30 protein-coding genes and 1 other annotated feature (1 of these 31 running past the window's edge) are annotated in these 25,961 nt (G+C 36.5%); of the genes, 26 read left to right on the top strand and 4 right to left on the bottom strand.

Annotation, left to right across the window (positions count from 1 at the left end; genetic code table 11):
* Positions 1–73, bottom strand: a binding site (T-box leader) (it extends 147 nt beyond the left edge of the window).
* Between the two features lie 154 nt (positions 74–227).
* Both T513_RS0100840 and glmS read right to left on the bottom strand, forming a co-directional pair.
* Entirely contained in the window at positions 228–1,469 is a 1,242-nt protein-coding gene (locus T513_RS0100840; protein WP_031588536.1) for a hypothetical protein, read from the bottom strand.
* Between the two features lie 131 nt (positions 1,470–1,600).
* Positions 1,601–3,403, bottom strand: a complete 1,803-nt coding sequence (gene glmS, locus T513_RS0100835; RefSeq protein ID WP_031588535.1) for a glutamine--fructose-6-phosphate transaminase (isomerizing) — start codon at positions 3,401–3,403, stop codon at positions 1,601–1,603.
* Positions 3,404–3,749: 346 nt separating this feature from the next.
* On the opposite strand from glmS, the gene T513_RS0100825 reads away from it, so the two are divergent.
* The 14 genes from T513_RS0100825 to scpB all read left to right on the top strand — a co-directional run bounded on the left by T513_RS0100825 (position 3,750) and on the right by scpB (position 16,251).
* Positions 3,750–4,289, top strand: a complete 540-nt coding sequence (locus T513_RS0100825) for a hypothetical protein (protein ID WP_029070727.1) — start codon at positions 3,750–3,752, stop codon at positions 4,287–4,289.
* Complete coding sequence (locus T513_RS0100820) at positions 4,286–6,559, top strand: SpaA isopeptide-forming pilin-related protein (RefSeq protein WP_031588534.1); 2,274 nt, start codon at positions 4,286–4,288, stop codon at positions 6,557–6,559. The genes T513_RS0100825 and T513_RS0100820 overlap by 4 nt, the downstream gene beginning before the upstream one ends.
* A 192-nt stretch (positions 6,560–6,751) precedes the next feature.
* On the top strand, positions 6,752–7,261 hold the full coding sequence (locus T513_RS0100815) for an ECF transporter S component (protein WP_031588533.1): 510 nt from the start codon (positions 6,752–6,754) through the stop codon (positions 7,259–7,261).
* A gap of 84 nt (positions 7,262–7,345) precedes the next feature.
* Complete coding sequence (locus tag T513_RS0100810) at positions 7,346–7,885, top strand: DUF402 domain-containing protein (RefSeq protein ID WP_029070730.1); 540 nt, start codon at positions 7,346–7,348, stop codon at positions 7,883–7,885.
* On the top strand, positions 7,885–8,331 hold the full coding sequence (tsaE, locus tag T513_RS0100805; protein WP_029070731.1) for a tRNA (adenosine(37)-N6)-threonylcarbamoyltransferase complex ATPase subunit type 1 TsaE: 447 nt from the start codon (positions 7,885–7,887) through the stop codon (positions 8,329–8,331). Before T513_RS0100810 ends, tsaE begins: the two co-directional genes overlap by 1 nt.
* A complete protein-coding gene (tsaB, locus tag T513_RS0100800) occupies positions 8,324–8,929 on the top strand; it encodes a tRNA (adenosine(37)-N6)-threonylcarbamoyltransferase complex dimerization subunit type 1 TsaB (RefSeq protein ID WP_029072454.1) in 606 nt (201 codons plus the stop codon). The genes tsaE and tsaB overlap by 8 nt, the downstream gene beginning before the upstream one ends.
* Positions 8,920–9,387 carry a ribosomal protein S18-alanine N-acetyltransferase gene (gene rimI, locus T513_RS0100795; protein ID WP_031588532.1) on the top strand — a complete coding sequence of 156 codons (468 nt, stop codon included), beginning with the start codon at positions 8,920–8,922 and terminating at the stop codon, positions 9,385–9,387. Before tsaB ends, rimI begins: the two co-directional genes overlap by 10 nt.
* Complete coding sequence (gene tsaD, locus T513_RS0100790; RefSeq protein WP_035876414.1) at positions 9,365–10,366, top strand: tRNA (adenosine(37)-N6)-threonylcarbamoyltransferase complex transferase subunit TsaD; 1,002 nt, start codon at positions 9,365–9,367, stop codon at positions 10,364–10,366. The genes rimI and tsaD overlap by 23 nt, the downstream gene beginning before the upstream one ends.
* A 3-nt stretch (positions 10,367–10,369) precedes the next feature.
* Entirely contained in the window at positions 10,370–11,017 is a 648-nt protein-coding gene (locus T513_RS0100785) for a redox-sensing transcriptional repressor Rex (RefSeq protein WP_029070735.1), read from the top strand.
* A 4-nt stretch (positions 11,018–11,021) separates the two neighbouring features.
* Positions 11,022–12,416, top strand: a complete 1,395-nt coding sequence (gene asnS, locus T513_RS0100780; protein ID WP_029070736.1) for an asparagine--tRNA ligase — start codon at positions 11,022–11,024, stop codon at positions 12,414–12,416.
* 69 nt (positions 12,417–12,485) lie between these two features.
* Complete coding sequence (locus T513_RS0100775) at positions 12,486–13,934, top strand: metallophosphoesterase family protein (protein ID WP_031588531.1); 1,449 nt, start codon at positions 12,486–12,488, stop codon at positions 13,932–13,934.
* Complete coding sequence (locus T513_RS0100770) at positions 13,927–14,889, top strand: D-2-hydroxyacid dehydrogenase (RefSeq protein ID WP_031588530.1); 963 nt, start codon at positions 13,927–13,929, stop codon at positions 14,887–14,889. Before T513_RS0100775 ends, T513_RS0100770 begins: the two co-directional genes overlap by 8 nt.
* Before the next feature lie 59 nt (positions 14,890–14,948).
* On the top strand, positions 14,949–15,677 hold the full coding sequence (locus T513_RS0100765; protein WP_029070739.1) for a segregation and condensation protein A: 729 nt from the start codon (positions 14,949–14,951) through the stop codon (positions 15,675–15,677).
* On the top strand, positions 15,670–16,251 hold the full coding sequence (gene scpB, locus T513_RS0100760; RefSeq protein ID WP_029070740.1) for an SMC-Scp complex subunit ScpB: 582 nt from the start codon (positions 15,670–15,672) through the stop codon (positions 16,249–16,251). Before T513_RS0100765 ends, scpB begins: the two co-directional genes overlap by 8 nt.
* Here the strand turns inward: scpB and T513_RS0100755 are convergent.
* On the bottom strand, positions 16,248–16,622 hold the full coding sequence (locus T513_RS0100755; protein WP_029070741.1) for a hypothetical protein: 375 nt from the start codon (positions 16,620–16,622) through the stop codon (positions 16,248–16,250). The genes scpB and T513_RS0100755 overlap by 4 nt on opposite strands.
* A 102-nt stretch (positions 16,623–16,724) precedes the next feature.
* Between T513_RS0100755 and T513_RS0100750 the strand changes: the two genes are divergently transcribed.
* The 3 genes from T513_RS0100750 to T513_RS0100740 are packed head-to-tail and all read left to right on the top strand — an operon-like array spanning position 16,725 to position 18,851.
* Positions 16,725–17,264, top strand: coding sequence for a DUF5662 family protein (locus T513_RS0100750; RefSeq protein ID WP_029070742.1), 540 nt, complete (start codon positions 16,725–16,727; stop codon positions 17,262–17,264).
* 2 nt (positions 17,265–17,266) lie between these two features.
* Positions 17,267–18,109: a patatin-like phospholipase family protein gene (locus T513_RS0100745; protein ID WP_080703068.1), complete on the top strand. Its 843-nt coding sequence runs from the start codon at positions 17,267–17,269 to the stop codon at positions 18,107–18,109.
* A gap of 1 nt (position 18,110) precedes the next feature.
* Entirely contained in the window at positions 18,111–18,851 is a 741-nt protein-coding gene (locus T513_RS0100740) for a pseudouridine synthase (RefSeq protein WP_029070744.1), read from the top strand.
* 17 nt (positions 18,852–18,868) lie between these two features.
* Here the strand turns inward: T513_RS0100740 and T513_RS0100735 are convergent, their stop codons facing one another.
* Entirely contained in the window at positions 18,869–19,048 is a 180-nt protein-coding gene (locus T513_RS0100735; RefSeq protein WP_029070745.1) for a ferredoxin, read from the bottom strand.
* A gap of 112 nt (positions 19,049–19,160) precedes the next feature.
* Between T513_RS0100735 and T513_RS11600 the strand changes: the two genes are divergently transcribed.
* From T513_RS11600 to nth, 9 genes are all read left to right on the top strand, one after another.
* Positions 19,161–19,976, top strand: a complete 816-nt coding sequence (locus T513_RS11600; RefSeq protein WP_051551146.1) for a hypothetical protein — start codon at positions 19,161–19,163, stop codon at positions 19,974–19,976.
* A 12-nt stretch (positions 19,977–19,988) separates the two neighbouring features.
* Complete coding sequence (gene cmk, locus T513_RS0100725) at positions 19,989–20,651, top strand: (d)CMP kinase (protein ID WP_029070746.1); 663 nt, start codon at positions 19,989–19,991, stop codon at positions 20,649–20,651.
* Between the two features lie 16 nt (positions 20,652–20,667).
* A complete protein-coding gene (der, locus tag T513_RS0100720) occupies positions 20,668–21,975 on the top strand; it encodes a ribosome biogenesis GTPase Der (protein ID WP_031588527.1) in 1,308 nt (435 codons plus the stop codon).
* A 2-nt stretch (positions 21,976–21,977) separates the two neighbouring features.
* Positions 21,978–22,985 carry an NAD(P)H-dependent glycerol-3-phosphate dehydrogenase gene (locus T513_RS0100715; RefSeq protein WP_029070748.1) on the top strand — a complete coding sequence of 336 codons (1,008 nt, stop codon included), beginning with the start codon at positions 21,978–21,980 and terminating at the stop codon, positions 22,983–22,985.
* 132 nt (positions 22,986–23,117) lie between these two features.
* Positions 23,118–23,390 (top strand): HU family DNA-binding protein, encoded by a 273-nt coding sequence (locus tag T513_RS0100710; RefSeq protein ID WP_029070749.1) that lies wholly within the window; start codon positions 23,118–23,120, stop codon positions 23,388–23,390.
* A 77-nt stretch (positions 23,391–23,467) separates the two neighbouring features.
* Entirely contained in the window at positions 23,468–24,190 is a 723-nt protein-coding gene (locus tag T513_RS0100705; protein WP_031588526.1) for a zinc metallopeptidase, read from the top strand.
* A 64-nt stretch (positions 24,191–24,254) separates the two neighbouring features.
* The gene (locus T513_RS0100700; protein WP_031588525.1) at positions 24,255–24,734 is read left to right on the top strand and encodes a hypothetical protein; all 480 of its coding nucleotides are present in this window, start codon (positions 24,255–24,257) and stop codon (positions 24,732–24,734) included.
* 9 nt (positions 24,735–24,743) lie between these two features.
* Positions 24,744–25,325 (top strand): DnaD domain-containing protein, encoded by a 582-nt coding sequence (locus T513_RS0100695; RefSeq protein ID WP_029070752.1) that lies wholly within the window; start codon positions 24,744–24,746, stop codon positions 25,323–25,325.
* On the top strand, positions 25,325–25,960 hold the full coding sequence (nth, locus tag T513_RS0100690) for an endonuclease III (RefSeq protein WP_031588524.1): 636 nt from the start codon (positions 25,325–25,327) through the stop codon (positions 25,958–25,960). The genes T513_RS0100695 and nth overlap by 1 nt, the downstream gene beginning before the upstream one ends.
* The last annotated feature ends 1 nt before the right edge of the window (position 25,961 follow it).

Below are 25,961 nucleotides of genomic sequence, written 5' to 3'. Positions count from 1 at the left end.
GCGTATCACTTTCACCATCCGTGATATCTCTTTTGCCACAGTGCTCTTTACTATGTCACTTCAATGTTTTTTATATGATATTACTTAAATAATAGTGAAGTTTCATTATTTTGTCAATAATTTTGTACATTTGCAAAAATGTTTTTGAATTTGATGATTTATCCTAAATAAAAAGAAAAAAATTATAGCTATAAAATAAAAAAGACTGAAAAAATCAGTCTTTTTTATTAATAGTTGATATCTTCATATAAAACCTTAAGAAGAACTGCTTTAGTAGAAGCCTGTTTCTTCTTACGATCATATGTTGCAATACGAGAAAATTCAACAACATCGAATTTTCTGACTTCTTCATCATCGATGAAATCAGCCTGCATGAAGAATAGATTGTCATCTTCATTTTCCTGAAGAATGCTACCAAAGTTTCTACTGTTGTTGTAGTAGATAACTTTACCTTCTTCACGTTTGATATAACGTTCAAGATGATACATGATTTCAGAATAAAGCATATCGAATAATGAATCAGCACTTTCATTGTCATATTCAGAAAGATCTAATTCAGTTTCATAAGCGTTGCTCTTGATCTTATTGATCATTGCAGCAGCAATCTTTTCAGCTTTTTCTACACCTTTATCATGTGCCATTTTTGCGATAGCAACATAGTTATCTAAGTTTGAAGCATCATATCCTGATAGGAAGAAATCGTTGATAAGATAAGTATACGCATCATTTTCACGTCCAGTATTGACATAAAGCTTATAAAGGACTGATGAAAGGTTAACGATCTTGAAGCTGTTCTTTAATTCAAGGAATACATGTTCAGCTTCTTCATATCTTCCTACTTCAATTAGAGAAACACCACGGTAGTATTTTACCCAGTTTAAATTGTTATAATGCCATTTTAAAGGTAGGGTAAGCGCGATGTTCGCCTGTTCGATACAGTTTCTGTAGTCTTTCACTTCATAAAGTGCTCTAACTTTCATTCTGTACCATTTTTCTTTCTTGCTTTCGTACTCTCTGCCTTCTTTATTGATGAATGGTGTATCATCTAAAGTAGGGGCATCAAGATACTCTAGAATTTCAGATAGTTTTCCGTAGTCAACAGGATTCTTCTTGCTGACATATTTGATTGCTTTATTAACAGCAGCTTCCAATGGAGAATAACGTTCTTGCTTGCATACATTTGCAATTTCATCCAGGATTGTAAAGAATAATGTTTCATTTTCTGCAATCTTTTCATCTTCAATATTGATATAACGGTTATATAGCGCATAACCGAAATAGTTGATGTATCTCTTTAATTCAGGAGCTACTTCCAAGAATGTACGACCTACTTCAATAGCTTCGTCATTCTTGCCCTGGTTCTTTAATTCCTTGATATAATCAGCGGCCTGAAAATCATTAAAAGATGTTGGATCTTCGTGGAAACGGTTATCATACGCTGTTAAATCTTTGTTTTCTTTGTTGTCCACATTATCACCTCATACTTAAGTTTACCATTTTTTTTGGATAATGTGAAGAAAAACGAAAGCGGTTGTAATGAATATAAAAATATTAGAAATACATGAAAAAACGTACATCATATCCTGATGTACGTTTTAGCTTATTCTACAGTAACTGATTTTGCCAAGTTTCTTGGTTTATCAACATCGCATCCCTTGATGTTAGCTGTATGGTAAGCAATCAGCTGTAGTGGGATAGCAACAAGCACGCTCTGTAATAGTGGGTTGATTGAAGGTAAGATGTAAGTGTTCTTTACATTGTTTACTTCTTCATTTTCAGTTGTAAATAAGATAACATCTGCACCACGAGCGACAGTTTCCTGGATGTTTGAAATAGTCTTAGCTGCTACATGAGGCTGTGTTGCCACCGCAATGACAACTGTGCCATCTTCAATTAAAGCAATTGGACCATGCTTTAATTCACCAGCGATATAGGCATCAGCGTGAACATAAGATACTTCTTTTAATTTTAATGCTCCTTCAAGAACTGATGCGTAGTCTAATGAACGACCGATGAAGTAGCAGTCATGTTTATCTTTAAGCATTTTAGCGTAGTTAGCGAATAGTTCTTCATCTTTAATAAGATTTTCAACATAGGCAGGAAGATCATTAAGCTGATTTAAGATATCCTGATCTACATCTAAATGAAGATCTTGAGCGATATATAATGCCAATAAAGTCAATAAGACAAGCTGAGTTGTATAGGCTTTTGTAGAAGCAACCGCGATTTCAGGACCTGCACAAGTATATAATGTATAATCAGCATCTCTTGAAATTGTAGAGCCTAATACATTGGCAATAGCGATTGTTGTGCAGCCTTTGCTTTTAGCAAGACGAAGTGCTGCTAAAGTATCAGCAGTTTCACCTGACTGTGAAACGTAGATACATAATGTCTTTTCATCAATGATTGGATCATTGTAACGGAATTCAGAAGCAACCTGAGTGATAACTGGAAGCTTTGTAGCTCTTTCAAGAATCTGAGCACCGCATAAGCATGCATGGTAAGCAGTACCGCATGCAACAAAGTATACTTTATTGAATTTTGAGAAATCTACATCTTTGATTTCATTAAGAACAACTTTATCTTCAAAGACTCTTCCTCTTAATGTTTCATTGATAACATGAGGCTGTTCATTGATTTCTTTTAACATGTAAGTGTCATATCCATCTTTTTGAGCAGCTTCCATATCATATGGGATAGTGACGATTTCTTTTTCGATAGGGTTGTTGTCTTTATCGATGAAAGAAACACTATCAGCTGTTAAGATGGCAATATCATTATCATCTAAGAAATAAACATCTTTAGTATAAGCAAGAAGAGCAGGTGTATCACTCGCAGCAACATAACCTTCGTCAGTCTTACCGATAACTAATGGTGAATCCTTTTTAGCAACGACGATCTTATCTGGATTTTCAGTAGAAATGATACATAATGCATAAGATCCTTCGATGACTGCTAGAACTTTATGAACTGCATCGATGATATCTCCATGATAGAAATAATCAAGGCACTGAACGACAACTTCACTATCAGTATCTGATTTAAAAGTATAGCCTTTTTCAATCAATGTTTCTTTAAGTTCACGATAGTTTTCGATGATTCCATTATGAACAATTGATAATGTATTGCTCATATTTGTATGAGGGTGAGAGTTTAAGTTTGATGGTACACCATGTGTAGCCCATCTTGTATGACCGATACCCACACATCCGCTCATATCATATTTTTTTAATTCTTCTTCTAAGTTTGTAAGGCGTCCTTTACATTTAACAGTTGTTAAATGACCATCCTTTAAAACAGTGACCCCGGCTGAATCATAACCGCGGTATTCAAGTTTAGATAACCCTTGCATTAGGAAAGGAAGAGCTTCTCCTTTACCTACATAGGCTGTAATTCCACACATATTTTGACCTCCTATTAGTGAAATATGTGTCGACAATGAATGATGCCAAATGGAATTTGTGCAAGAATTGCTTCTTGTTTTGCCCATCGTTCAGGTAGCATCATACCTCCAGATCATCCGCCGAATATTCGATAAATCTGGTCCTCGTCAACTCCGAAGAGTTCTGGCGCTATATTTATTGTAGACATTGTGACACAAACATATTATAGGGACTTTAGTTTAAAATGGAAAGTCTTTTGCTATTATTTTAATCATATAAAAATCTTTTCATATTTCTATGAGAAAAAAACCTTCTTTTTAAGAATAGAAAAATAGAATTTATTTTTTATAGGAAGAAGGGAAAAAGATGAGTACACAGACGAATCTTATTCAATTTAAGAAATATTTGCTGTCACTTGAACAATCAGGATGCTACGACGTAGAGAAATATACGCATAGTCTGATGTTTCAGACTAGTCAGCTGGCTTTCTTTTTTTGTCAGCTGGTGAAGGATCATAATGTCGATCACACGTTCTACCATGTTCACCATAAGCCCAAGATTCATACATTGGCTTATTTCAATATTGGACGTGGTTATCCTAAAGAACTTCAGGATGGACACTGGTGTTATGTATTAAAAGATTTTGGATATAAGATGTTGATAGTGCCTTGTACATCCATTAAAGAGAATTCCTCTGCTATCAATGAAAACTTTGAGATGGAAATAGAAACGATGTATCACCACGAAAAGATGCATTGTCGTATGCAGCTTTCGGATATGAGAATGGTGGATCTGCAGCGTTTAGATGAAAGAAAGCCCATCTATGAAGTGTGCACCAATAAAGAAGATATCAAATCATTTATAAAAGAAAAAATATTTGATGAGTGCAAGGAGGAAGCAATATGAAAAAATGGAGAATAGTATTGATGATTGGACTGCTTATATCAGCAGTGACGCCGGTCATGGCAGCCAACAGCATGAAATATGATTTAACTGATTATTTTGGAGTCACAAGAAATGAGGTTGTCAGCTATCTGACAAAAAACAAGTCACGTTTTTTAGGAACACCTTATGGTGCTGACAAGGCTCATGAAGATCCTGTACCAGGCAAGAAGGGACATATGCAATGTACGGGATTTATCTGGTATGTGCTTTACAATATGCCAGTAAAGAAGCATCATGCGCGAAATGAGATTCCTGATGGTGTCTCTGCCAATAAGGTAGGATGGGTCAGCTGGGCCAATAAGAATAACATTCGCTATTATGATTTTAAGACCAAGAAGGATATGCTTAATTCTGGCATACTGGAAAAAGGAGATATCATCTGGTCGTTTGTAGATGGGGGCGTGACAACGAAGAACGGATCCCATCACGTTGGATTCTTCTGGGGTGATTCACCCCATGATGACAAGTATTGGCATTCTAGCAATCGTCAAGATAAGACCTCTAAAGGGAACCTTATTGAGGGGATAGTCACGGGAAACCGTATATCTAAGATTGAACCTAAGAAAAAGACTGTGAAACTGTGGCGTGTCTATAAATGGAAGACAGTGAAGAAGTATCGATTTACGCTTTTAAAAAGCGCTACCACTGAAGGCGTCAATACGAGCGGAGATCTCTCTGGTGCTATCTTCTCTATTCACAATGATTCACCATCAGGAAAGGAGGTCGGACGCCTTGTTACAGATAAAGAAGGGAAGGCACTCTCTCCTGAATTAGAAGAAGGCATTTATTACATCAAAGAGGAGACTCCACCAAAGAACTATCAGATTATGGATAATCCTATCAAGGTGAATCTAAATGCAGAAAATATCATCTGTAAAAGTGTAGACCGTCCTTCTTTAGGACAAGTGAAACTTGTTAAGCATAACCATGCTAAGCCACTGCCACATGTTATCTTCTCACTTAGAGCAGATGAAGATTTTGTGAAATACAAGAAAGGAGATAAGATTGAACAGCTAGAAACAGATGAAAAAGGAGAAGCTATTTCATCTAAGCTAGGACTAGGCAAGTATTATGTGGTAGAAGAAAAAACTGTGGAGGGACATGTACTAGACCAGAAGGAATATCATTTTACCTTAAGTAAAGACAATGAGGTTTATACCTTAAATAATGGACAACCTATTATCAATAGAAATGTAGTGATCTCTAAGACTGATATCACAACGGGAAAAGAAGTTAAGGGAGCCCATTTGACAATCTTTGAAGATACTAACAAGAATGGTGTCTTAGATCAAAATGAACGAAACATTGTCGATGAATGGGAAAGTGATGGCAGTGAACATCTTGCTAAAGGATTAAAGACTGATCATTCCTATATATTAAGTGAAGTCCTTAAAAAAGATGATTCCTTTATTAATGGAGCACCCGAAGGCTATGTGAAAAGTGAAGATGTAGCCTTCTCTATTGATAGTCATAGTGATGTAATCATTAATGGTAAAGTGAAAGCAAAGGTGGAAATGAAGGATAATGTCTATCGTGTCTATAAGAAAGATATGGCTGATCAAGAAGTAGAGGGTGCTCATCTTTGTGTCTTTGAAGATCGCAATCAGAATAAGAAATGTGATCAAGGAGAAGAAGTAGATGAATGGATCAGTGATAATAAGGCTCATCCTATTAAAGGATTAGAAGAAAATCATGAGTATATCTTAACTGAAACAATGGCACCAGAGGGCTATCAGATTGCCAATAGCATGTCTTTTAAAGTGAAGAATGATAAAGTAGAAAAGACAATCATCATGCATGATGATTATCTTTATACTGATCTAATTGTAGAGAAGGTAGATGAAGAAGGAAAAGTACTTAATGATAAAAGTGGTGTCTTTGGCTTATATAAAGATAAGAAGTGCATTATGAAAAAACATTTAGAAAATGGTCAAGTGAAATTTGATCATCTTCTCTTTGGAACGTATATCATTAAGGAAGAAGAAGCACCTAAGGGCTATGAGCTTAATAGAAAAGAAGAGATAGTGCATATAAATAATGATACAAGAGGTGATGGAACAATCACGCTTACAGTGATGAATAGAAAACATTATGAGGTGAAAAAGGAGAATAAGGAAGTAAAACTCAGCAAGAAGACTGTGGAAACAGGAGATTCTACTTCAATTATTGCGATTGTTTTAATGATGGTGATTTCACTAGCTATAATATTTACGATTGGCTTTCGTCATTAGTGATTGAAATAATGTGTTAGAACATATATAATCAATGAGAAGCCAGGGGTGCCGCAAGGCTGAGAGTGACCCTTATGATCTGAACTGGGTAGTGCCAGCGTAGAGAGTGCAAATCGAGATATCAAAGGCTTCACTGTATGTGGAGCCTTTTTTGTTTGTTGGCTTCTTATATATTTATAAGGGGGAAAAATAATGAAATTAGACACTAAAGCCATGACACTGATGGCCATGTTTGCAGCAATGCAGATTGTACTAGAATTCTTAACGAAATTTACACCAAGCATGCCACAAGGAGGAAACGTAGCCTTTTCGCTAGTCGCTATCTTTCTTTGTTCTTATTTGCTTGGTCCGCTTTATGGAGCAGTTGTAGGACTTGTGTGCTGTGGTCTTCATTTTGCTTTGGGGTTAGCCACATTCTATGGTCCTTACTCAGTTGCTTTTGATTACGTGATCCCGATGGTATTATGTGGAGTTGCCGCAATTGTGCCATCAATTAAACATTTTCCAGTAGGAATTGTCGTAGCTATGGTACTTAAGACAATCTCACATCTTATTGCTGGATGGTATCAGTTTAAGACACCTCTAAAAGGGAATTTAACTTACAATGTTCCTTATAATGTAGGAACACTTGTAGCCTGTGTTATTCTCTTTATGATTCTCTATCCTAGACTAGAAAAAGTATTAAAAATGAAGAAGGCGTAAAGCCTTCTTTTTTCATATATGATTTTCTAGTAAAAACAAGAGAAAACGTGTATAATAGCCATGAATGTGAAATGAGGTATGGAAATGAATGAAGCGTTTGTTGGATCAAAGCAGCTGATCCATTGTTATAAGCATGATGGGAAACCTCACCGGAGCTGGTCTCATACAGTTATTCTAGAAGAGACAGATCAGCATTTTATTTCTATAAATAATAGGACGATGGTTACTGAGAGCGATGGTCGTACTTGGTTTACAAGGGAGCCAGCCATTTGTTATTTTCCAAAGGATAAATGGTTCAATGTCATTTGTATGATTAGAAAAAATGGCGTTTTTTATTACTGCAATATCGCATCTCCAACTCTTTATGATGGAGAAGCTCTTAAATATATCGATTATGATCTCGATTTAAAAGTGTTCCCAGATTACCATTATAAAGTTCTTGATGAGGCAGAATATGCTAGCCATAAAAAACTATATGGATATTCGGATGAGTTGGATCACATCTTCCGTGAACAGCTAGATATTCTTATTGAAATGACAGAGAATATGGAAGGTCCATTTAGACCGGGATTTGCGGAGAAATGGTATGATGCTTATCTGAAAAGTGAAAAGGAGAAAGTATAATGTTAACATTTCATAATGAAGCTGACATGATTGCTTTTGGTGAAAAGCTTGGTAAAGCGTTAGAATCACACAGTGTCATTACGCTTACTGGTGAATTAGGAGCAGGCAAGACAACGTTAACTAAAGGTATTGGAAGAGGTCTTGGAATCAAGAAGATTATTAATTCTCCAACATTTACTATTGTTAAGATCTATGAAGGAGATAAGACCTTATATCATTTTGATGCTTATCGTCTAGAAGATAGCGATGACGATCTAGGCTTTGAAGAAATGATCGACGATGATGGCATCTGTGTTATTGAATGGCCAATGTATATTGAAGATCTTCTTCCTGAAGAACGATTAGAAATTGAAATAAGAAAAAATGAAGATCAGTCACGACGCATTATATTCCATCCTGTCGGAGAGAGATATGTAAAGCTCGTTGAGGAGGTTTGTCATGATTAGTGTAGTGATGGATACAAGCAATCAGTATTTATCTGTCGGTCTTTTTAAAGACGGAAAGATGTTGGATGCTTATCAGAAAATAGGGACAAAAAGACAATCGGAAGATGCCATTCCGGTACTTCATAGTTTAATTGAAAGACATGACCTTTCATTAAGAAGCGTGGATGAAATGATTATTACGAAAGGTCCAGGGTCTTATACAGGGGTACGTGTAGCTATGACTATTGCTAAAACATTAGCAGCGATTGCGCCAGTTAAGATCAAGACAGTTTCTTCTTTAGCTGCCTATGCTGGAAATAAGAAAGCTATTTCTATTATTGATGCCCGCAGCAAGAAGGTATTTGCTTGTGTCTATGATCAAGGAAAACCATTGATGGAAGAAATGATGTGTACTTATGAAGAAGCCTTGGCTTTAAAACAGCAGTACCCTGATTTTTCATTTGTAGGACAGACTTCACTTTTAGGAGTAGATCCTGAAGAAGCTGATCTATGCAATAATATCTATCAGCTTTCTTTAAATGTAGAGGCTGAAGAATATGTGGATGCATTAACGCCAACCTATATTAAAAATGTAGAGGCGAAGAAGGCATGCATATAAGAGCAATGAAAGTGGATGATCTTGCTTCTGTCATGAAGTTGGAAGAGGAGCTTTTTCCTCATTCTTCATGGAAGAAGGAAGATTATCTTAGAGAAATAGAAAATAATGGCTTTGCTCATTATTTTGTACTTGAAGATAAAGAAATAATTGGATATATTGGCATGTGGTTTGTTTATGAACAGGCAACTGTCACAACGATTGGCATTTCTAAAAAAAGACAGGGAGAACATCTTTCCAAGAAACTGCTTGGCTATGCACTTATGAGGGCTGCGCTTCACGGTTGTGAAAAGTGTGATCTTGAAGTGAGAGTTTCTAACAAGGTAGCGATTGGACTCTATAAGTCTTTTGGTTTTGAAGAAAAAGCTATTCGTAAGAATTATTATGTAGATAATCATGAAGATGCATATCTCATGATTAAAGAAAGGTTGGATGACTATGGCAACGATTTTAGCTATTGAATCAAGCTGTGATGAAATGAGTGTCGCAATTCTTAAAGATGAAAAAGAATTATTGGCCAATGTCGTTGCATCACAGATTGATATACATAAGCAGTATGGTGGAGTAGTTCCAGAAATTGCCAGCAGAAAGCATGTAGAATGCGTTTCAACAGTGTTGAAGGAAGCTTTACGTACTGCCAATATCACAATTGATGATGTGGATGCAATAGCTGTCACAAAAGGTCCAGGATTAGTCGGATCGCTTCATGTTGGGATGCAGGAAGCGAAGACTTTAGCTATTGCGACTAATAAGCCGCTTATTGGCGTACATCATATTGCTGGGCATATTTATGCCAACGCAATTGAGAATACAATTCATTATCCATGTCTTGCCCTTGTCGTATCAGGGGGACATACAGAACTTGTCTATATGAAAAGCGAGTTTAATTTTGAAGTCGTAGGAACAACATATGATGATGCAATCGGAGAAGCTTATGATAAGGTCGGAAGAGTACTTCATCTCCCTTATCCTGGAGGACCAGAAATCGATCGTATGGCACACTTAGGTGAACATACTTACGATCTTCCAGTACCGCTTCTAGATGACAGCTATAATTTTAGTTTTAGTGGATTGAAGAGTGCTGTTATCAATTTAAATCATAAGTTTGAACAGCGTGGAGAAGAAGTCAGAAAGAATGATTTAGCTTGTACATTCCAGGATGTTGCTGTGGAAGTGTTAAGTACAAAAGCCATTAAGGCAGCAGTGGATCTTAATGTAAAAGAAATCATTGTAGCTGGTGGTGTAAGCGCAAATAAGGGATTAAGAGAAAAGATGGCCAAGAGCCCCGTTCCTGTTATCTTCCCACCGATGAAATACTGTACAGATAATGCGGCTATGATTGCTTCAGCAGCAAGCGTCATGTATCGTCATGAGAAGTTTTCAGAGCTTGATATAAGCGTGAAACCACATTATGATCTTGAAGAGGAAAGTGTAGGATAGTTTATGGTGGAAAAGAAACAGAAAATTTCACGTGCGACAATGGCACGTTTTCCAATTTATCTAAAAGCATTACGTACAATGGGACAGGCTGGAAAGGAAAGTTTTCTTTCTAGTGAACTTTCAGAAGTAACGCATATCCAGGATACAACAATCAGAAGAGATTTTGGTTTTCTTCCTCAGAAGGAAACTCTTGGAAAACGCGGATATGGCTACGATACAACACATATTATTGATGCCTTAAGTGAAGTGTTGGGATTAGGACTAGATGAACCAATCATCCTTCTTGGTGTCGGTAATCTTGGAAGTGCCATATTAAAATACAACAGATGGAAATACACGGTCGGCAAGATTGTCTGTGCTTATGATCGTGATAAAAATATTATCGGAGAAAGATTTGGGGTAGAGATTAGAAATATTGAAGATCTTGAATCATCATTCCCTAAAGAGTGCAAGATTGCCATTCTCGCCATTTCAGAAGATGTGCAAAGTGTAGTAGATCGATTAGTAAAGCTTGGAGTAAAAGGTATTGTAGACTTTACTCACAGCCACTTTACTGTTCCTGAAGGAGTCGAAGTACAGAATGTAGATGTTGTTGTGGCAATTCAGGAACTCGAACTTAAAATGAAAGCGAAAGCAAATGAAGAGGAGTAAAAAAATGTTTGAATTTATTACAGTAAGAGAATTATATGAAATGATTCTATCAAACCAGCCAATGGAAACTGATAGTTTAGAATACGTTGAATTAGAAGGTTGGGTAAGAACAAATAGAAATAGCGGTAAAATCGGATTTATCGCCTTAAGCGATGGAACTTATTTTAGAAACTGCCAGATTGTTTATGAAAAGGAAACATTAAAGAACGCTGAAGAAGTTGCCCATATTTCAACTGGTTCATCAATCCACGTTACCGGTAAGCTTAAAATCACTCCAGAAGCTAAACAGCCATTTGAAATTGTTGCTACTGCAATTGAAGTAGAAGGAAGCTGCGATGAAGATTACCCATTACAGAAGAAGAGAACTTCATTTGAATTCTTAAGAGAAATTCCTCATTTAAGACCAAGAGCAAATACATTCTACGCTATGTTTAGATTACGTTCTATCTTATCAATGGCTATCCATGAATTCTTCCAGTCACAGGGATTTATTTATGTGCATACACCAATCATCACTGGTAACGATGGTGAAGGTGCTGGAGAAATGTTTAGAGCGACTACTATCGACAACGATGATTTTGAAAATGACTTCTTTGGTAAAGAAGCATACTTGACAGTAACTGGACAGCTTCATGTAGAAGCATTCGCTATGGCATTTAGAGATGTTTATACATTCGGTCCTGCCTTCAGAGCTGAAAATTCTAATACGACTAGACATGCCAGCGAATTCTGGATGGTAGAACCTGAAATTGCTTTCGCTGATCTTGAAGATGATATGGATCTTATCGAAGATATGGTAAAATACTGTATTCAGTATGTATTAGATAATGCACCTGAAGAAATGAAATTCTTTGAACAAAGAATTGATAAAGAATGTATTAAGAGAATCACACATGTCAGAGATTCACACTTTGAACGTATGACATATACAAAAGCTATTGAATATCTTGAAGAAGCAATCGCTAATGGTGTGAAGTTTGAAAATAAAGTATACTGGGGTATGGATTTAAATGCTGAACATGAAAAATACATCTGTGAAGAAATCGTTAAAGGTCCAGTATTCTTAACTGATTATCCAAAAGATATCAAGGCATTCTACATGAGATTAAACGATGACAAGAAGACAGTTGCAGCTTGTGACCTTCTTGTACCAGGTATCGGTGAATTAGTTGGTGGAAGCCAGAGAGAAGAACGTTACGATGTTCTTGAAGCAATGATGAAAGAAAAGAACATGACAACTGATACACTTCAGTGGTATATGGACTTACGTCGTTTCGGTGGATGTAAACATGCCGGATTTGGTCTTGGATTTGACCGTTTCTTAATGTACTTGACAGGTATGGGCAATATCAGAGATACTGAACCATTCCCACGTACTCCACGTAATCTTAAATTCTAATGAAAAAGGGCTTATGCCCTTTTTTCTTTTTTTTAATATTGATAAAATAGAAACAAGGATGGTGGTCATATGAATGAATTTGATTGTATTAACATTTTCTATAATATGATATACGGGCAAGATACAGCCTTCATGAGAGATGTTTTTGAAACATATGAACATTTCTGTTATTTTCGTGAATGGCTGTTTCATCATGATATATACATGCCTTCATTTAATATCATTGACCAGACTATATTTTCTGTTGCGAAATCTTTTAATTCAGTAAATGAGGTAAGACACGTTCTACATGGTGATCTCCGTGAAGAAATTAATGAAATAAGAAGTAAATATGCGCCTATGACGCATATTATTTTCTTCCCCGGTGTCAATGAGGAACCATGGCCAACTTTCTCGTGGGATGATCCTCATGTGATGATACATAATATCAACTATAAGATCGATGAAACACATCTGGTTATGGATGATCCTTTCCCAGGATGTCTTGATGCAATATTAAACATTGATAAATGGCCAGGCGCATTGATCTTTACTGAAGGACAATCCACATTCTTTCCAATGCGTTCACAAGACGATATTGAAAAGCTAAAAGCATTTATCAACAGTGATCAGCTCTACAAGAATAAAAGAACCCATAATAGTTATTATCTTCATTTAAGTGATCTTCATTTAGGGCCTGCTAAAAAGAGCAGACAGCTGGATGCTCTTTATGATTCACTCAATGCCTTGATGCCTTATCTTCATAGTGATCATAAGCTAAAGACGATCATTACAGGTGATCTGATGAATTCACCAAGCAAGAAGAACATGTATAAAGCTAATGATTTTATGACCAGTCTTAAAAAGCGATATCACACTGATGTAACTTTTGTGCTTGGCAATCATGATATGATTGTACATGGGGTCAATATTGGAGGTGGACAGAAGTCCAAGGTTATCGCTTATCTTTTAGGGGATAAGATCAAGATTTTAGAAGATGATAAGATCATCCTGATAAAAATCGATTCCAATTCACAAGGGTCACTTGCAAGAGGGGCCGTTGGTTCACGTCAGCTTTATGAAATAGAAGAAGAACTTTCGACAGTTGATCATCTTGAAGACTATACCCCAGTTGTATTATTGCATCATCATGTCTACAAGGTCGGGAAAGCGGATTTCTTGAAGGTCGCTTTTAAAGAAAAAGCAATACTAGGAAAACTGCTTGATTCAAGCAAAGCGCTCATCGATGCGCCCATCTTTATCAGCTGGCTGAAAAGACAGCGTATTCGTTATGTCCTGCACGGTCATAAGCACATTCCTTTCTTCATGAAAAAGGATCACGCTTATATTATTTCGGCAGGAAGTGCGACCGGTGGGGGTCTCAAGGAAGAGAAAAGCAAATATCTTTCTTATAATCTATTGAAATATGATTATATAAACAATAAGATGTCAGTATGCTTTATTTTCTATATCGATCGATTAAAGACTAATCGTTCTCGTATAGAAATCTATATTATGGAGGATGAAAAACATGTCTAAGATTGTATTTCTACAAAAAGAAACACTAGGAGAAGATGTTGATCTAGAGAAGTTCAATAACTTTGAAGATATCTCCTTCTATGAACATGTAACCCAGGATCAGGTTATTAATTACGCTAAGGATGCGGAAATTGTCATTACGAATAAGAATCTTTTTAATAAAGAAGTCATCGACAGCTGTCCGCATCTTAAATTGATTGCCTTAACAGCCACTGGAGCCAACAATGTCGATCTCGAATATGCTAAAGAGAAAGGCATTGTGGTCGAGAATGTGTCAGGCTATTCGACGGATGCGGTCGCGCAGCTGACGATGACTATGGCGTTAAGTTTAGTAGAACGCCTTTCTCATTATGACGGTTATGTTAAAAGCGGCGCTTACAGCGAAAGTGGGGCATTCTCATATTTTGGAAATCCGTTCCACACCCTTTCTTCTTTGCGCTGGGGAATTGTCGGACTTGGTGCAATCGGACGCAAGGTGGCTTCCATCGCTTCCGCGTTTGGTGCTGAAGTGGTTTATACATCCTTTTCTGGAGTGGATCGCAAGGAGGAATATGAGAGAGTGTCATTTGAAAAATTGTGTCGTGAATGCGATGTGATTTCTATTCATTCTCCGCTGACTGATAAGACGCATCATCTTTTTGATGAAGAGGTCTTCAAGATGATGAAATCATCAGCTATCCTGATTAATGTTGGTAGAGGACCTATCGTAGAAGAAAAAGCGCTTGTAAAGGCGTTAAATAATGAAGAAATCTACGGAGCAGGTCTTGATGTCTATGAAAAAGAACCACTTGAAAAAAGCAGTGGTCTATTACAGTTAACATATCCTGAGCGTGCAATTCTGACTCCTCATGTGGGATGGGGCAGTGTTGAAGCAAGACAAAAATGTGCTGATGAAGTGTATGAGAATGTGCGATTGTTTATTGAAGGTACATTAAGGAATGTTGTGAATGAGTAAAAAAGTCTTAAATATTAAGGCTTTTTTTGTTAAAATTGTTTTCTAAAGAAGGTGAGAAGATGGAATATCAGGTAAAAACAGAAGAATTTACAGGACCGCTGGATCTGTTGTTGCATCTTATTAAAGAGAAGAATATGGATCTTCTTGATCTTGATGTTTCCATCATCTGTGATCAGTATCTCGCATATATAGAAACGATGGATCCTTCTTATTTAGAAGCGATGTCTGAATATCTTGTGATGGCTGCCTGGCTTATTGAAATGAAGAGTCGACTGCTTTTGCCAAAAGAGCATCTTGATGAAGAAGATGACTATGAAGAAAAACGTCAGGAAATGATCAGAAAGCTGATCGAAAAGAATCAGATTAATGAAGTGATTCAGGAATTTGAGGAAGCATACAATCAAAGACAAATGATGTTTTCTAAGATGCCGACACTAGATCAGTTCAGCAGTGAAGTAGAAGATCAGCTTCCTGATAATCTGGAAGTCTATGATCTTATTTCTGCGATGCAGAAGATATTAAAAAGAAAAATGGCGCAGTCGCCATTGGAATCAAAAGTAGCCCGAGTAGAAATTTCTATTGCGGAAAGATGTGAACAGATTGAAACGTTCTTCAGCATGAAGAAGGGGCAGCTTGTCGATTTTGAAGATCTCTTTGATGAAGGGGATCGCTATTTTGCGGTCGTAACATTTCTTTCGGTTCTTGTTCTTGTCAAGAATCAGAAGCTGGTCATCACGCAGGAAGAAAACTTTGATAGAATCTATCTGAAAGGAAAGTATTATGAATAAGAATGAATATTTATCAATAATTGAAGGCATGATTTTTCTTTCAGGAGATGAAGGAATCAGTGTAAAGCAGATTGGTGAAGCTTTAGAGCTCTCTTTACAGGAAGTCATGATGTATGTGGATGAACTTATTCATATGTATCAAAAAAAAGAAGTCAAAGGGTTTGAGATTGTCAATTATGGCGGCTATTTTAAGATGGTAACGCTCTTAAAGCATAAGCAGTATTATCAATCACTCTTTAAAGAAAACGTTGCTAAATTGTCAAAATCAGCCTTAGAGACATTGGCTATTGTAGCCTACTATCAGCCAATCACCCGTGTACAGATCGAAGAGATCCGCGGTGTGGGATGTGAAGCGATGGTAAGAAAGCTTTGCGCCAAGGCGCTTATCAAGGAAGTGGGACGTTCTGATGCACCGGGGAGACCGATCCTTTATGGGGTTACGGATGTCTTTATGGATGCATTTCAGTTAACGAGTCTTGATGAATTGCCTAAGCTTAAAGAAATCAGTGATGATTTTGATGAAGAAGATATCTTTAATACAAAATATAAAGAAAAAAATCCTAATGAAGATTAGGATTTTTTAAGTTCTTTCATACGCTGAAGACGATCAAGCGTTTCTTTGAACTGTTCAATTTTCATTTTAACTTGTTTTCTTATGATCTTTGATGTTGTCTCTGCCAACAGTAAAGATGCAATCATGATAAGAAGGACACTTCCAAAGGCACCATATAAGAAGAATGGCATAGTTGTCATGAAATAGAAGAAAAGCGATGTTGCCGCAAGCATGAGTGCTAGACGCATGGATTTCATTCCTAAGAAATGACTATATATTTCAGTACGTGTGTTTTTATACGTTTCTTCAAGAGAACGGATGAGATTTTTACATGTTTCTATATCAAGGTTTTTCTCATCAATATTTGTCTGAATATCAATTTTGAATGGCATATGACCACCTCCACTTTTTATACATTATATCATGACTTCTAAAAAAGAAAAGCCATTTGACACGTGCAAGAAAGTGTGTATACTTACGATTGGTGAGAAATAATGAATGCATGGAATCATTTTAAGACAATTACAGCACATAAAATATTAGTTGGCAGACTCTGCTTTAAAGTGGGACTTTATAAGCAGGGGCTGCTTCATGATTTATCTAAATATACTTGGACAGAATTTAAGACGGGAATCCGTTACTACCGTGGAACAAGTTCTCCTAATGGTGCGGAACGTAAGCTGAATGGCTATTCGCTGGCATGGCTTCATCATAAAGGAAGAAACATGCATCACTGGGAATTCTGGGTGGATTTTACTAGAGATGGCATCAAGGCTGCCAAGATGCCTTATCGCTATGTTCTTGAAATGTTTTGTGACCGCGTGGCAGCAAGTATGATCTATAATGGCGAAAATTATACTGATGATTTTCCATTACAGTATTATCTTAATGGGGCACATAGCTATATCATGAATGAAGAAACAAGAGAACTTCTTGTTTATTTATTAAAGTATTTATCAGAGCATGGATTAGAAGCTACTGTTAAAATGATCAAGACGAAAAAAGGGTATGAAGATTATCCTTTAGGAGATTAATTATGATTGGTATTATCGATGTAGGTGGTGGAACAAGAGATATCTATGGTGCAGGCGTATTTGATTATTGCCTAGAGCATCATATTACATTTGACTATGGTATCGGCATTTCAGCAGGAAGTGCCAATCTTGCTTCTTTTACTGCTAAACAATATAAAAGAAACTATCATTTCTTCATGGATTATGCGTTCAGGGAAGAATATATGAGCTTAAAGAATTTCATCAACAAAGGAAGCTATGTTGATCTGGATTATATTTATTACACATTATCAAGAAAAGAAGGAGAAAATCCTTTAGATTATGAGACCTTGAAGAATAATCCGATGAAATTTAATGTGTTGGCTTATAATGCCAATACGGGAGAACCTCATATTTTTACCAAGAAAGATATCAACCAGGATGAATATCGCATCTTTTCAGCATCATCCTGCTTACCAATTGTCTGCAAGCCAGTCAATATTGAAGGTGTACCTTACTATGATGGGGGCATTATAGAACCCATCCCAGTTAGACGTGCCTTAGAAGATGGCTGTGATAAAGTTGTATTGATCTTAACAAGACCAAAAGATTACATGCGTGATTCTGATCACGATAAATTAAATGCCAACATTCTTTCTAAGATTGATAAGAAAGCAAGTGAGCATTTAAGAAAAAGAGCAGAAGTGTACAATGCTGCTTTAAAGGATGCATTGGAGCTTGAAAAACAAGGAAAAGTATTGATTGTTGCGCCAGATACAATTGGGCATATGTCAACTTTATCAAAAGAAAAACAAAATCTATATCTTCTCTATAGAAAAGGCTATAATGATGCTGAGAAGATAGCAAGATTTATTAGAGGAGAGTAATATGGAACGTTTACAGAAAGTTATTGCCCAGAGCGGGTATACATCGCGTAGAAAAGCTGAAGAACTTATTAAAGCTGGAAAAGTTGAAGTCAACGGTGTTGTCTGCAACGTTTTAGGTACAAAAGTAAGTGGGAATGATGTCATTACTATCAATGGTCATTCTTTAGAAAAAGAAAATAAAGTCTATTATTTATTCTATAAGCCAAAAGGTGTCATCTGTTCAATGAAAGATGAACATAATCGTCCATGTGTAGCTGATTATTTCACAGCTATCAAGGAACGTGTCTATCCTGTTGGAAGACTTGATTATGATACAACTGGTGTATTGTTTATGAGTAATGATGGAGAATTCGCTAATTTAATGATGCATCCGTCTTCTCATTTAGAAAAGATCTATGAAGTATCAATTAAGGGTATTCTTAAGACAAAGGAAAAGAAGATGCTTGAATCAGGTGTTTATCTTGAAGGGGTAAAGACACTTCCAGCTAAGATCAAGGTAGTAGATGTAGATGATGAACATGGTACAACTATGCTTATGATCAGACTTATTGAAGGAAAGAACCGTCAGGTTAAGAAGATGTTTGAATCAGTTGGTCATCCGGTTAAGAGATTGCATCGTATTATGATCGGTCCTATTGACTTAAAAGGATTGACACCAGGAAGCTGTCGTCGCTTGACTCCACATGAAGTGAAGGTTTTAAGAAACTTAGCGTTAAGAAAGAAAAAAAGTCCTAACAAATAGGACTTTTTTTAGTGGAATTATAATTCGATTGCTTCAACAGGACAACTTTCAGCAGCTTCTTTTACAGATTCTTCTAAATCTGCAGGTACTTCGCCTAAGATGTTTTCTGCCACACCGTCATCATTAAGATCGAATACATCAGGGCATACTGCAGTACAAGCACCGCAACCGATACAATTTTCATTTACTTTAACCATAAACGATCCTCCTATCAATAATTTACACAGATTATTATAAACCATCTTATTCTATTTTGAAAGCCTATTTTCAGAATATTTAAGTTATGTTATAATGTTCGTGGTGATGAAAATGGAAGAAAAACAGACAAGAACAAACAAATATAAAGATTTAAGAGAAGCCACACAGGAAAATCAGGAAGAACTTCCAGTTGTAGAAGAAACAGCGGAAGAAGAAGACGATTTTCTTTCATTTATTCCAAAGTCAAAAGATGCTGAGGTTGATGAATCAATGCTTAACCCGCTTAGCTATGAAACATTGGAAGTAGATGAGAATGTGAAGTCTGCACTTAATCGTGTAAAGGAAAATATCGGTAAAGATGATTTTTCTACAAGAATGGATATTCTTAATCGTTTAAAGGCAGATCATCATGCTACTAGCATCAATGTGGATGAAGAGGATTTAAGCGAAGGAAAGGATGTTTCATCTTCTCCTATGAGTGTTCAGGAAACACTTACTGAAATGTCTCAGGAAGAGGAAAAAGAAGAAGAACCTGTCATTCCTGTTATTGTAGAAGAAGAAACGACTCAGCTTTCAAAAAAAGAAATCAAGGCATTAAAGAAACAGGAAAAAGAGACTGCTAAGCAGGAAAAGGAAGAAGAAAAAGCTGCTAAACGTCAGAAAATAGAAGAAGAAAAGGCTGCTAAGAGACAGAAAGCTGAAGAAGAAAAAGCGCTTAAGAAGCAAGAAAAAGAAGCTAAGAAACAGGAAAAAGTAGATAAGAAGCAAACAAAAGAAGTTGAACGTCAGCAATCTAAGAAGAAAAATGACGATAAAAAGGCTCATCCAGTACTAGATTTCTTCCTAAATCTTATTATTGTCTTATTATTTCTTGCAGTTCTCATGTTTATTGTTTATACTATCTTGGTTCAGATGAAAATAGTGTAAGGAGTCTTTGGAATGGATAAAATATCAATTGCGATTGATGGACCGGCTGCCGCCGGTAAGTCAACAATTGCAAAAATGGTTGCAAATAATCTTAATTATACATACATCGATACAGGAGCAATGTATCGATGTGTTGCCTACTATGCGTTTATTCATCAGGTCGATTTTCATGATGAAGAAGGCGTATGCAATTTACTTAAAGATATAAAAATCAATATGTTGCCTGGTGGCATTATTATGCTAAACAATCAGGATGTTTCAATGGCTATTCGTGAAAACGAAGTATCCATGGGAGCAAGCATTGTATCAGGATATAGCAGAGTGAGATCTTTCCTTGTCTCTCAGCAAAGAGATATGGCGAAAGGTGGAGGTGTCATTCTAGATGGACGCGATATTGGGACTGTCGTATTACCTGATGCGGAATTAAAGATTTATCAGGTTGCTTCTATTGAATGTCGTGCTATTAGAAGACATAAAGAAAACCTTGAAAGAGGTATTGATTCTGATTTAGAAGAAATTAAAAAAGAAATAGCTGAAAGAGATCATGCAGATATGACGAGAGAAATTTCTCCATTAAAGAAAGCTGATGATGCGATTGAAATCGATACATCGGATATGAGCTTGGATGAAGTAGTCGCTACTGTCATGGATCTTGTCAGTCAGAAATTAGGTTAGAAAGGGATGATGAGTGATGATGAAAGGTGTTGTTGCGATAGTCGGTAGAGCGAATGTCGGAAAGTCAACGCTCTTTAATAGAATTGTAGGTGAACGTATTTCCATCGTAGAAGATACGCCCGGTGTTACGCGAGATCGTATTTATGCCCGTGCTTCATGGCTCACTAGAGATTTCTCGGTTATTGATACTGGAGGAATTGAACTTGCTAATCATGACTTCGTCAAAGAAATTAGAATGCAGGCTGAAATTGCGATTGAAGAAGCGGATGTCATCGTCTTTGTGACAAATGGTCGTGAAGGTGTAACTGCTGAAGATCAGATGGTGGCAAGAATCTTGCAGAAATCAAAGAAACCAGTTGTTTTAGCTTGTAATAAAATTGATGATGTTGCATTTAGAGATAATATTTACGATTTCTATTCATTAGGAATAGGAGATCCTATTCCCGTGTCAAGTTCACACGGGATTGGTGTAGGGGATGTACTTGATCAGGTTGTACGTCTCTTGCCTGATAAAGAGGATGATCTTCCAGAAGATGAAATTAAATTTAGTTTAATTGGACGCCCAAATGTTGGAAAATCATCTTTAACTAATGCACTTCTTGGAGAAGAACGTGTTATCGTATCTGATATTGAAGGTACAACACGAGATGCTATCGATACAGCTTTTACTAAAGATGGTCAGAAGTATCGTGTCATTGATACAGCTGGTATGCGTAAAAGAGGTAAGATTTATGAAAACGTTGAAAAATACTCTGTCTTAAGAGCTATGAGTGCCATTGAAAAATCGGATGTAATTCTTATTCTTGTCGATGGTGAACGTGGCATTATTGAACAGGATAAACACATTGCTGGATATGCACATGAATCTGGTAAAGGGGTTGTCCTGGTTGTCAATAAATGGGACCTTGTGAACAAGGATGAAAAGACTATGGCTAAGATGCAGAAGAAATTAAGAGAAGACTTTAAGTATCTTGATTATGCACGTATTGCCTTTGTCAGTGCTAAGACAAGCGCACGTGTTCAGACATTGTTTGACCTTATTCATGAAGCATATGATAATCAGAGAAAACGTGTTGCCACTTCCGTATTGAACGATGTATTGGTTGATGCTCAGGCAATGAATCCTACATCTAACTTTGAAGGTGGACGTCTAAAAATCTATTATGGTAATCAGGTGGCAGTAACACCGCCAACGTTCGTGTTATTTGTCAATGATCCAAAATTCCTTCATTTCAGTTATAAGCGTTATCTAGAAAACAAGTTTAGAGATGCTTTTGGTTTTGAAGGAACACCAATTCATATTATCTGCAGAAAGAGGGACTAACAATGAAAGTAGCAATTTTAGGAACAGGAAGCTGGGCTACAGGTCTAGCGAGAGTATTGAATGATAATGGAGTAGATTTATTGATGTATGGTGTTGATGATCGAGAAATCGAAGACATCAATGTTAGACATTGTAACTATAAATACTTTAAGAATATTAAGATCGAAGAAAATATCAGAGCTACTAAGGATTTAGCAGAAGCAATTGATGGCGCTGATTTTATCTTGGTAACTATTCCTTCTCAGTTTATTCGTACTGTCTTGGAAGATATTAAAAAGATTCTTAAGAAGAAGGTGACAATCATCAATGCTGCTAAAGGGTTTGATATGAATACGAACAGCCGTATTTCAGATACGATTCGTTCAGTATTTACTGAAGATGAAATCAACCCAGTTGTTTCTTTAATTGGTCCTTCTCATGCAGAAGAAGTCGTTGTAAGAATGTTGACAAGCGTATGTGCTGTTTCACAGGATCAAAAGACAGCAGAAAGCGTTCAGTCATTATTCTCAAATGAATATTTAAGAGTATACACTGGTAATGATGAAGTAGGGGCTGAATTAGGTGCTGCCTACAAGAACGTTATTGCGGTAGCTTCAGGTGTCTTAAAGGGACTTGGCTATGGTGATAATGCCCGTGCTGCATTAATTACAAGAGGACTTAAGGAAATGGTTTCTTATGGTCTATTAAAAGGTGCTAAAGAAGAAACATTCTTTGGTCTAACTGGTCTTGGAGATTTGATTGTTACTTGTTCAAGTGTTCATTCAAGAAACTTCCAGGCTGGTAAGGAAATTGGTGAAGCTGATGGTGCTTCTGACTTCATGGTTGGTAATACTAAGACCGTTGAAGGGGTAAGAACATGTAAGGTCATCCATGATGACATTGCTAACTATCCTGGTTTTGAAGCCCCAATTACACAGGCTATTTATGAAGTACTCTATTGCGGAGATAAGCCTAGTGAAAAGATTAAAGAGCTTATGAACCGTGAACTTAAACCAGAAAGACTTTATTAAAAATCTGTCAGCGCATGCTGACATTTTTTTTGCTATATTTTGTTGAAAAAAGCGTAAAAATTTGACTTTCTTACTTGAAACTATGAGTTCACTTTGTTATAGTATTTACAGTTTCATTGAGGAGGTTTTTTCGTGAATAAAAAAGAATTAGTTGACGTAGTATCAGAGAAAAGAAATCTTACTAAAAAAGATGCTGAGATCTTAGTCAACACAGTATTTGATACTATGGTAGATACAATGTTGGATGGCGAAAAAGTTCTTATTTCTGGATTTGGAACTTTTAAAGTTAACAACCGTCATGAAAGAAAAGGTGTTTCACCTAAGACAAAAGAAATCATTACAATTCCTGCAAGCAGAACTGTAAGTTTCAAGCCTAGCAATAGACTAAAAGACGCAATGAACTAATTGCGTCTTTTTTGTACATAAATAATTCATATTTTCGTGTATAATAAAAGTATATTTAAAGAAAGAGGTAAATGTTTATGCTTAATTTATGGTATTATAGCATGATGTTGCGTAATCCTTATTATCTGATAGGAACAATCTTTGTTGGTCTTGCAGCCTTATTGGCTTTATATGCCCAGATTAAAGTTAAAACAACATATGCGAGATATAAGGAAGTCCCTAATGAAAGAGGCCTCACAGGCGCACAGGTTGCGCGTATGATTCTTGATGCCAACGGCATGGCTGATATGCCTATCTATGAGGTCAACGGCGAACTTTCTGATCATTTTGATCCTTCTAAGAAGACAATCAATCTTTCCCGTGATGTCTATAGAGGAAACTCTATTGCATCTATTGCAGTTGCAGCTCATGAATGTGGGCATGCGATTCAATACAATACGAACTATCGTCCAATCTTTTTTAGAAATGCGATTGTGCCATTTGCCAATATGGGCAACTATCTTGGCTGGATCGCAATCATGATCGGTTTAGCTCTAGGAGCTACAAAGATTGCCTGGGTAGGCTTCTTCTTGATCATTGGAATCTTACTATTCCAGGTTGTCACTTTGCCAGTAGAATTTAATGCATCAGCACGTGCATTGCATATTCTCGATGCATCTTTCTTGACGGATGATGAATATGTTGGCGCAAAGCGCATGCTTTCTGCGGCAGCCTTGACTTATGTGGCAGCTGTTATTTCGACAATTGCATCAATGCTTAGAATACTGCTTGTCATCATTGGCAGCAGTCGTAACGATTAAAGGGCGTATGCCCTTTTTTTTGTAGAAGGGATGGTATATAATAAACATCACTGGAGGAGAGAATATGGATACTAAGAATAAGAAACATTATCTTTTTATTGGAGTTTCAACGGTGGTCATTGTTTTTCTGATCGGTATGATTATTTTGATTAATATGGTTCATACACCATACAGTAAACATCAGCAACAAGGACAATCATTAAGAAATGAACTTCTTTCTTCTAATAAGATGCAATATGATCATTATTTTTATCCTTATTATGGAGAAAAGACATATTACATCATGAAAGTAAAACAAGATGGCAAAAAGAAACTTGTCGCATTTGATGAAAAAAAGAAACTCGTAGGAAGCTATGAAGGAAACTACATGAGTGATGCTCGTATTAAAGAGAAAGTTAAGAAAGAACATCATGAAGTAAAGGCTGTTCATATCTGCTATGAAGATGATAAATTCATGTACTATGCAAAATATCAAAACAAGAATCATTTATACTATTATTTTTATTCATTAGAAGGGGACTTTGTGAAATCATATAATCTATAGGAGGACATCATGAATCTGGATATTATTGATTATGGCTGTGTAGATTGGAATACTTTACTTTTAGTAAAAGGGAAACAACTGAATCTTACAGATGAAGATATTCATATTCTCATGCTTATGATGACATGTCATAAGCTCAATATCAGACCTATTACACCACAATGTCTTTCACGATATTCATCACTTGCGCTTTCTCGTATTGATGAAATTATGTTAAAGCTGATCAATGGTCATTTTGTTAATAGATGTAATGGACAGCTTGATTTTAAACCTATTCAAATGAAGCTTTTGGATGAAAAGGAAGAAAAAAAGGAGGATGTCAATCTTGTATCCTTCTTTGAAGAATCATTTGGTCGTTCTCTTTCTGTTACAGAGATTGGCTTTATCAATGACTTTAAACGATCTGGCTATGATGATGAAATGATCATGGATGCAGTCAAGGAAGCTGTGAAGGCTAATGTGAAGAATTTCCGCTATGTGGAACGTATTCTACAAAACTGGAGTGAATATGGCAAGGTGATTAAAACGAAGGAAGAGGAGTCTGTTTCTAGCTTTAGCGATGAAGTGAAAGACTTTAAATGGTGGGGCTAATGATAGAGAAGAAACAGAATAGAATATTAGATGAGTTTGATCGTCTTTACCCTGATGCTAAGTGTGAACTTCATTATACAACTCCACTTGAATTATTGATTGCGGTCTTATTGTCAGCACAGACAACTGATGCTTCAGTCAATAAGGTAACACCTGAACTTTTTAAGAAGTATCATAGTGCAAGTGATTATCGTGATGCCAATCAGGAAGATATTGAACAATTGATAAGACGTATTGGTCTTTATCGCAATAAGGCAAGAAGTATCAAGAAAATGGCTGCAATGCTTTGTGAGAAGTATGATGGTGAAGTGCCTCAAAGCATCAATGAACTGATCACTCTACCGGGAGTAGGCCGTAAAACGGCTAGCGTGGTCGTAGGAGAAGCTTTTTATGTTCCTAGTGTTCCTGTAGATACACATGTAGAACGTGTCTCAAAACGCCTAGGATTTGCGAAAAACGAGGATAGTGTACTTACAGTTGAAAAGAAGCTTAAGCGCACACTGCCAAGAGAAAGATGGAACAAGCTGCATCATCAGTTTATTTTCTTTGGAAGATATTTCTGTAAAGCCCAATCACCTCGATGCAAGGAATGCCAGCTTGTAGATCTATGCAAAGAAAAGAATAAGAAACTATGAA

This window comes from Kandleria vitulina DSM 20405 (assembly GCF_000702065.1).
Taxonomy (GTDB): domain Bacteria; phylum Bacillota_I; class Bacilli_A; order Erysipelotrichales; family Coprobacillaceae; genus Kandleria; species Kandleria vitulina.
This window is presented reverse-complemented; position numbering and strand designations above follow the sequence as displayed.

Excerpts from the sequence above, each read along its gene's own strand:
- glmS (WP_031588535.1), bottom strand. The coding sequence starts at position 3,403 with ATGTGTGGAATTACAGCCTATGTAGGTAAAGGAGAAGCTCTTCCTTTC.
- T513_RS0100825 (WP_029070727.1), top strand. The coding sequence starts at position 3,750 with ATGAGTACACAGACGAATCTTATTCAATTTAAGAAATATTTGCTGTCA.
- T513_RS0100820 (WP_031588534.1), top strand. The coding sequence starts at position 4,286 with ATGAAAAAATGGAGAATAGTATTGATGATTGGACTGCTTATATCAGCA.
- T513_RS0100815 (WP_031588533.1), top strand. The coding sequence starts at position 6,752 with ATGAAATTAGACACTAAAGCCATGACACTGATGGCCATGTTTGCAGCA.
- T513_RS0100810 (WP_029070730.1), top strand. The coding sequence starts at position 7,346 with ATGAATGAAGCGTTTGTTGGATCAAAGCAGCTGATCCATTGTTATAAG.
- tsaE (WP_029070731.1), top strand. The coding sequence starts at position 7,885 with ATGTTAACATTTCATAATGAAGCTGACATGATTGCTTTTGGTGAAAAG.
- tsaB (WP_029072454.1), top strand. The coding sequence starts at position 8,324 with ATGATTAGTGTAGTGATGGATACAAGCAATCAGTATTTATCTGTCGGT.
- rimI (WP_031588532.1), top strand. The coding sequence starts at position 8,920 with ATGCATATAAGAGCAATGAAAGTGGATGATCTTGCTTCTGTCATGAAG.
- tsaD (WP_035876414.1), top strand. The coding sequence starts at position 9,365 with ATGGCAACGATTTTAGCTATTGAATCAAGCTGTGATGAAATGAGTGTC.
- T513_RS0100785 (WP_029070735.1), top strand. The coding sequence starts at position 10,370 with ATGGTGGAAAAGAAACAGAAAATTTCACGTGCGACAATGGCACGTTTT.
- asnS (WP_029070736.1), top strand. The coding sequence starts at position 11,022 with ATGTTTGAATTTATTACAGTAAGAGAATTATATGAAATGATTCTATCA.
- T513_RS0100775 (WP_031588531.1), top strand. The coding sequence starts at position 12,486 with ATGAATGAATTTGATTGTATTAACATTTTCTATAATATGATATACGGG.
- T513_RS0100770 (WP_031588530.1), top strand. The coding sequence starts at position 13,927 with ATGTCTAAGATTGTATTTCTACAAAAAGAAACACTAGGAGAAGATGTT.
- T513_RS0100765 (WP_029070739.1), top strand. The coding sequence starts at position 14,949 with ATGGAATATCAGGTAAAAACAGAAGAATTTACAGGACCGCTGGATCTG.
- scpB (WP_029070740.1), top strand. The coding sequence starts at position 15,670 with ATGAATAAGAATGAATATTTATCAATAATTGAAGGCATGATTTTTCTT.
- T513_RS0100755 (WP_029070741.1), bottom strand. The coding sequence starts at position 16,622 with ATGCCATTCAAAATTGATATTCAGACAAATATTGATGAGAAAAACCTT.
- T513_RS0100750 (WP_029070742.1), top strand. The coding sequence starts at position 16,725 with ATGAATGCATGGAATCATTTTAAGACAATTACAGCACATAAAATATTA.
- T513_RS0100745 (WP_080703068.1), top strand. The coding sequence starts at position 17,267 with ATGATTGGTATTATCGATGTAGGTGGTGGAACAAGAGATATCTATGGT.
- T513_RS0100740 (WP_029070744.1), top strand. The coding sequence starts at position 18,111 with ATGGAACGTTTACAGAAAGTTATTGCCCAGAGCGGGTATACATCGCGT.
- T513_RS0100735 (WP_029070745.1), bottom strand. The coding sequence starts at position 19,048 with ATGGTTAAAGTAAATGAAAATTGTATCGGTTGCGGTGCTTGTACTGCA.
- T513_RS11600 (WP_051551146.1), top strand. The coding sequence starts at position 19,161 with ATGGAAGAAAAACAGACAAGAACAAACAAATATAAAGATTTAAGAGAA.
- cmk (WP_029070746.1), top strand. The coding sequence starts at position 19,989 with ATGGATAAAATATCAATTGCGATTGATGGACCGGCTGCCGCCGGTAAG.
- der (WP_031588527.1), top strand. The coding sequence starts at position 20,668 with ATGATGAAAGGTGTTGTTGCGATAGTCGGTAGAGCGAATGTCGGAAAG.
- T513_RS0100715 (WP_029070748.1), top strand. The coding sequence starts at position 21,978 with ATGAAAGTAGCAATTTTAGGAACAGGAAGCTGGGCTACAGGTCTAGCG.
- T513_RS0100705 (WP_031588526.1), top strand. The coding sequence starts at position 23,468 with ATGCTTAATTTATGGTATTATAGCATGATGTTGCGTAATCCTTATTAT.
- T513_RS0100700 (WP_031588525.1), top strand. The coding sequence starts at position 24,255 with ATGGATACTAAGAATAAGAAACATTATCTTTTTATTGGAGTTTCAACG.
- T513_RS0100695 (WP_029070752.1), top strand. The coding sequence starts at position 24,744 with ATGAATCTGGATATTATTGATTATGGCTGTGTAGATTGGAATACTTTA.
- nth (WP_031588524.1), top strand. The coding sequence starts at position 25,325 with ATGATAGAGAAGAAACAGAATAGAATATTAGATGAGTTTGATCGTCTT.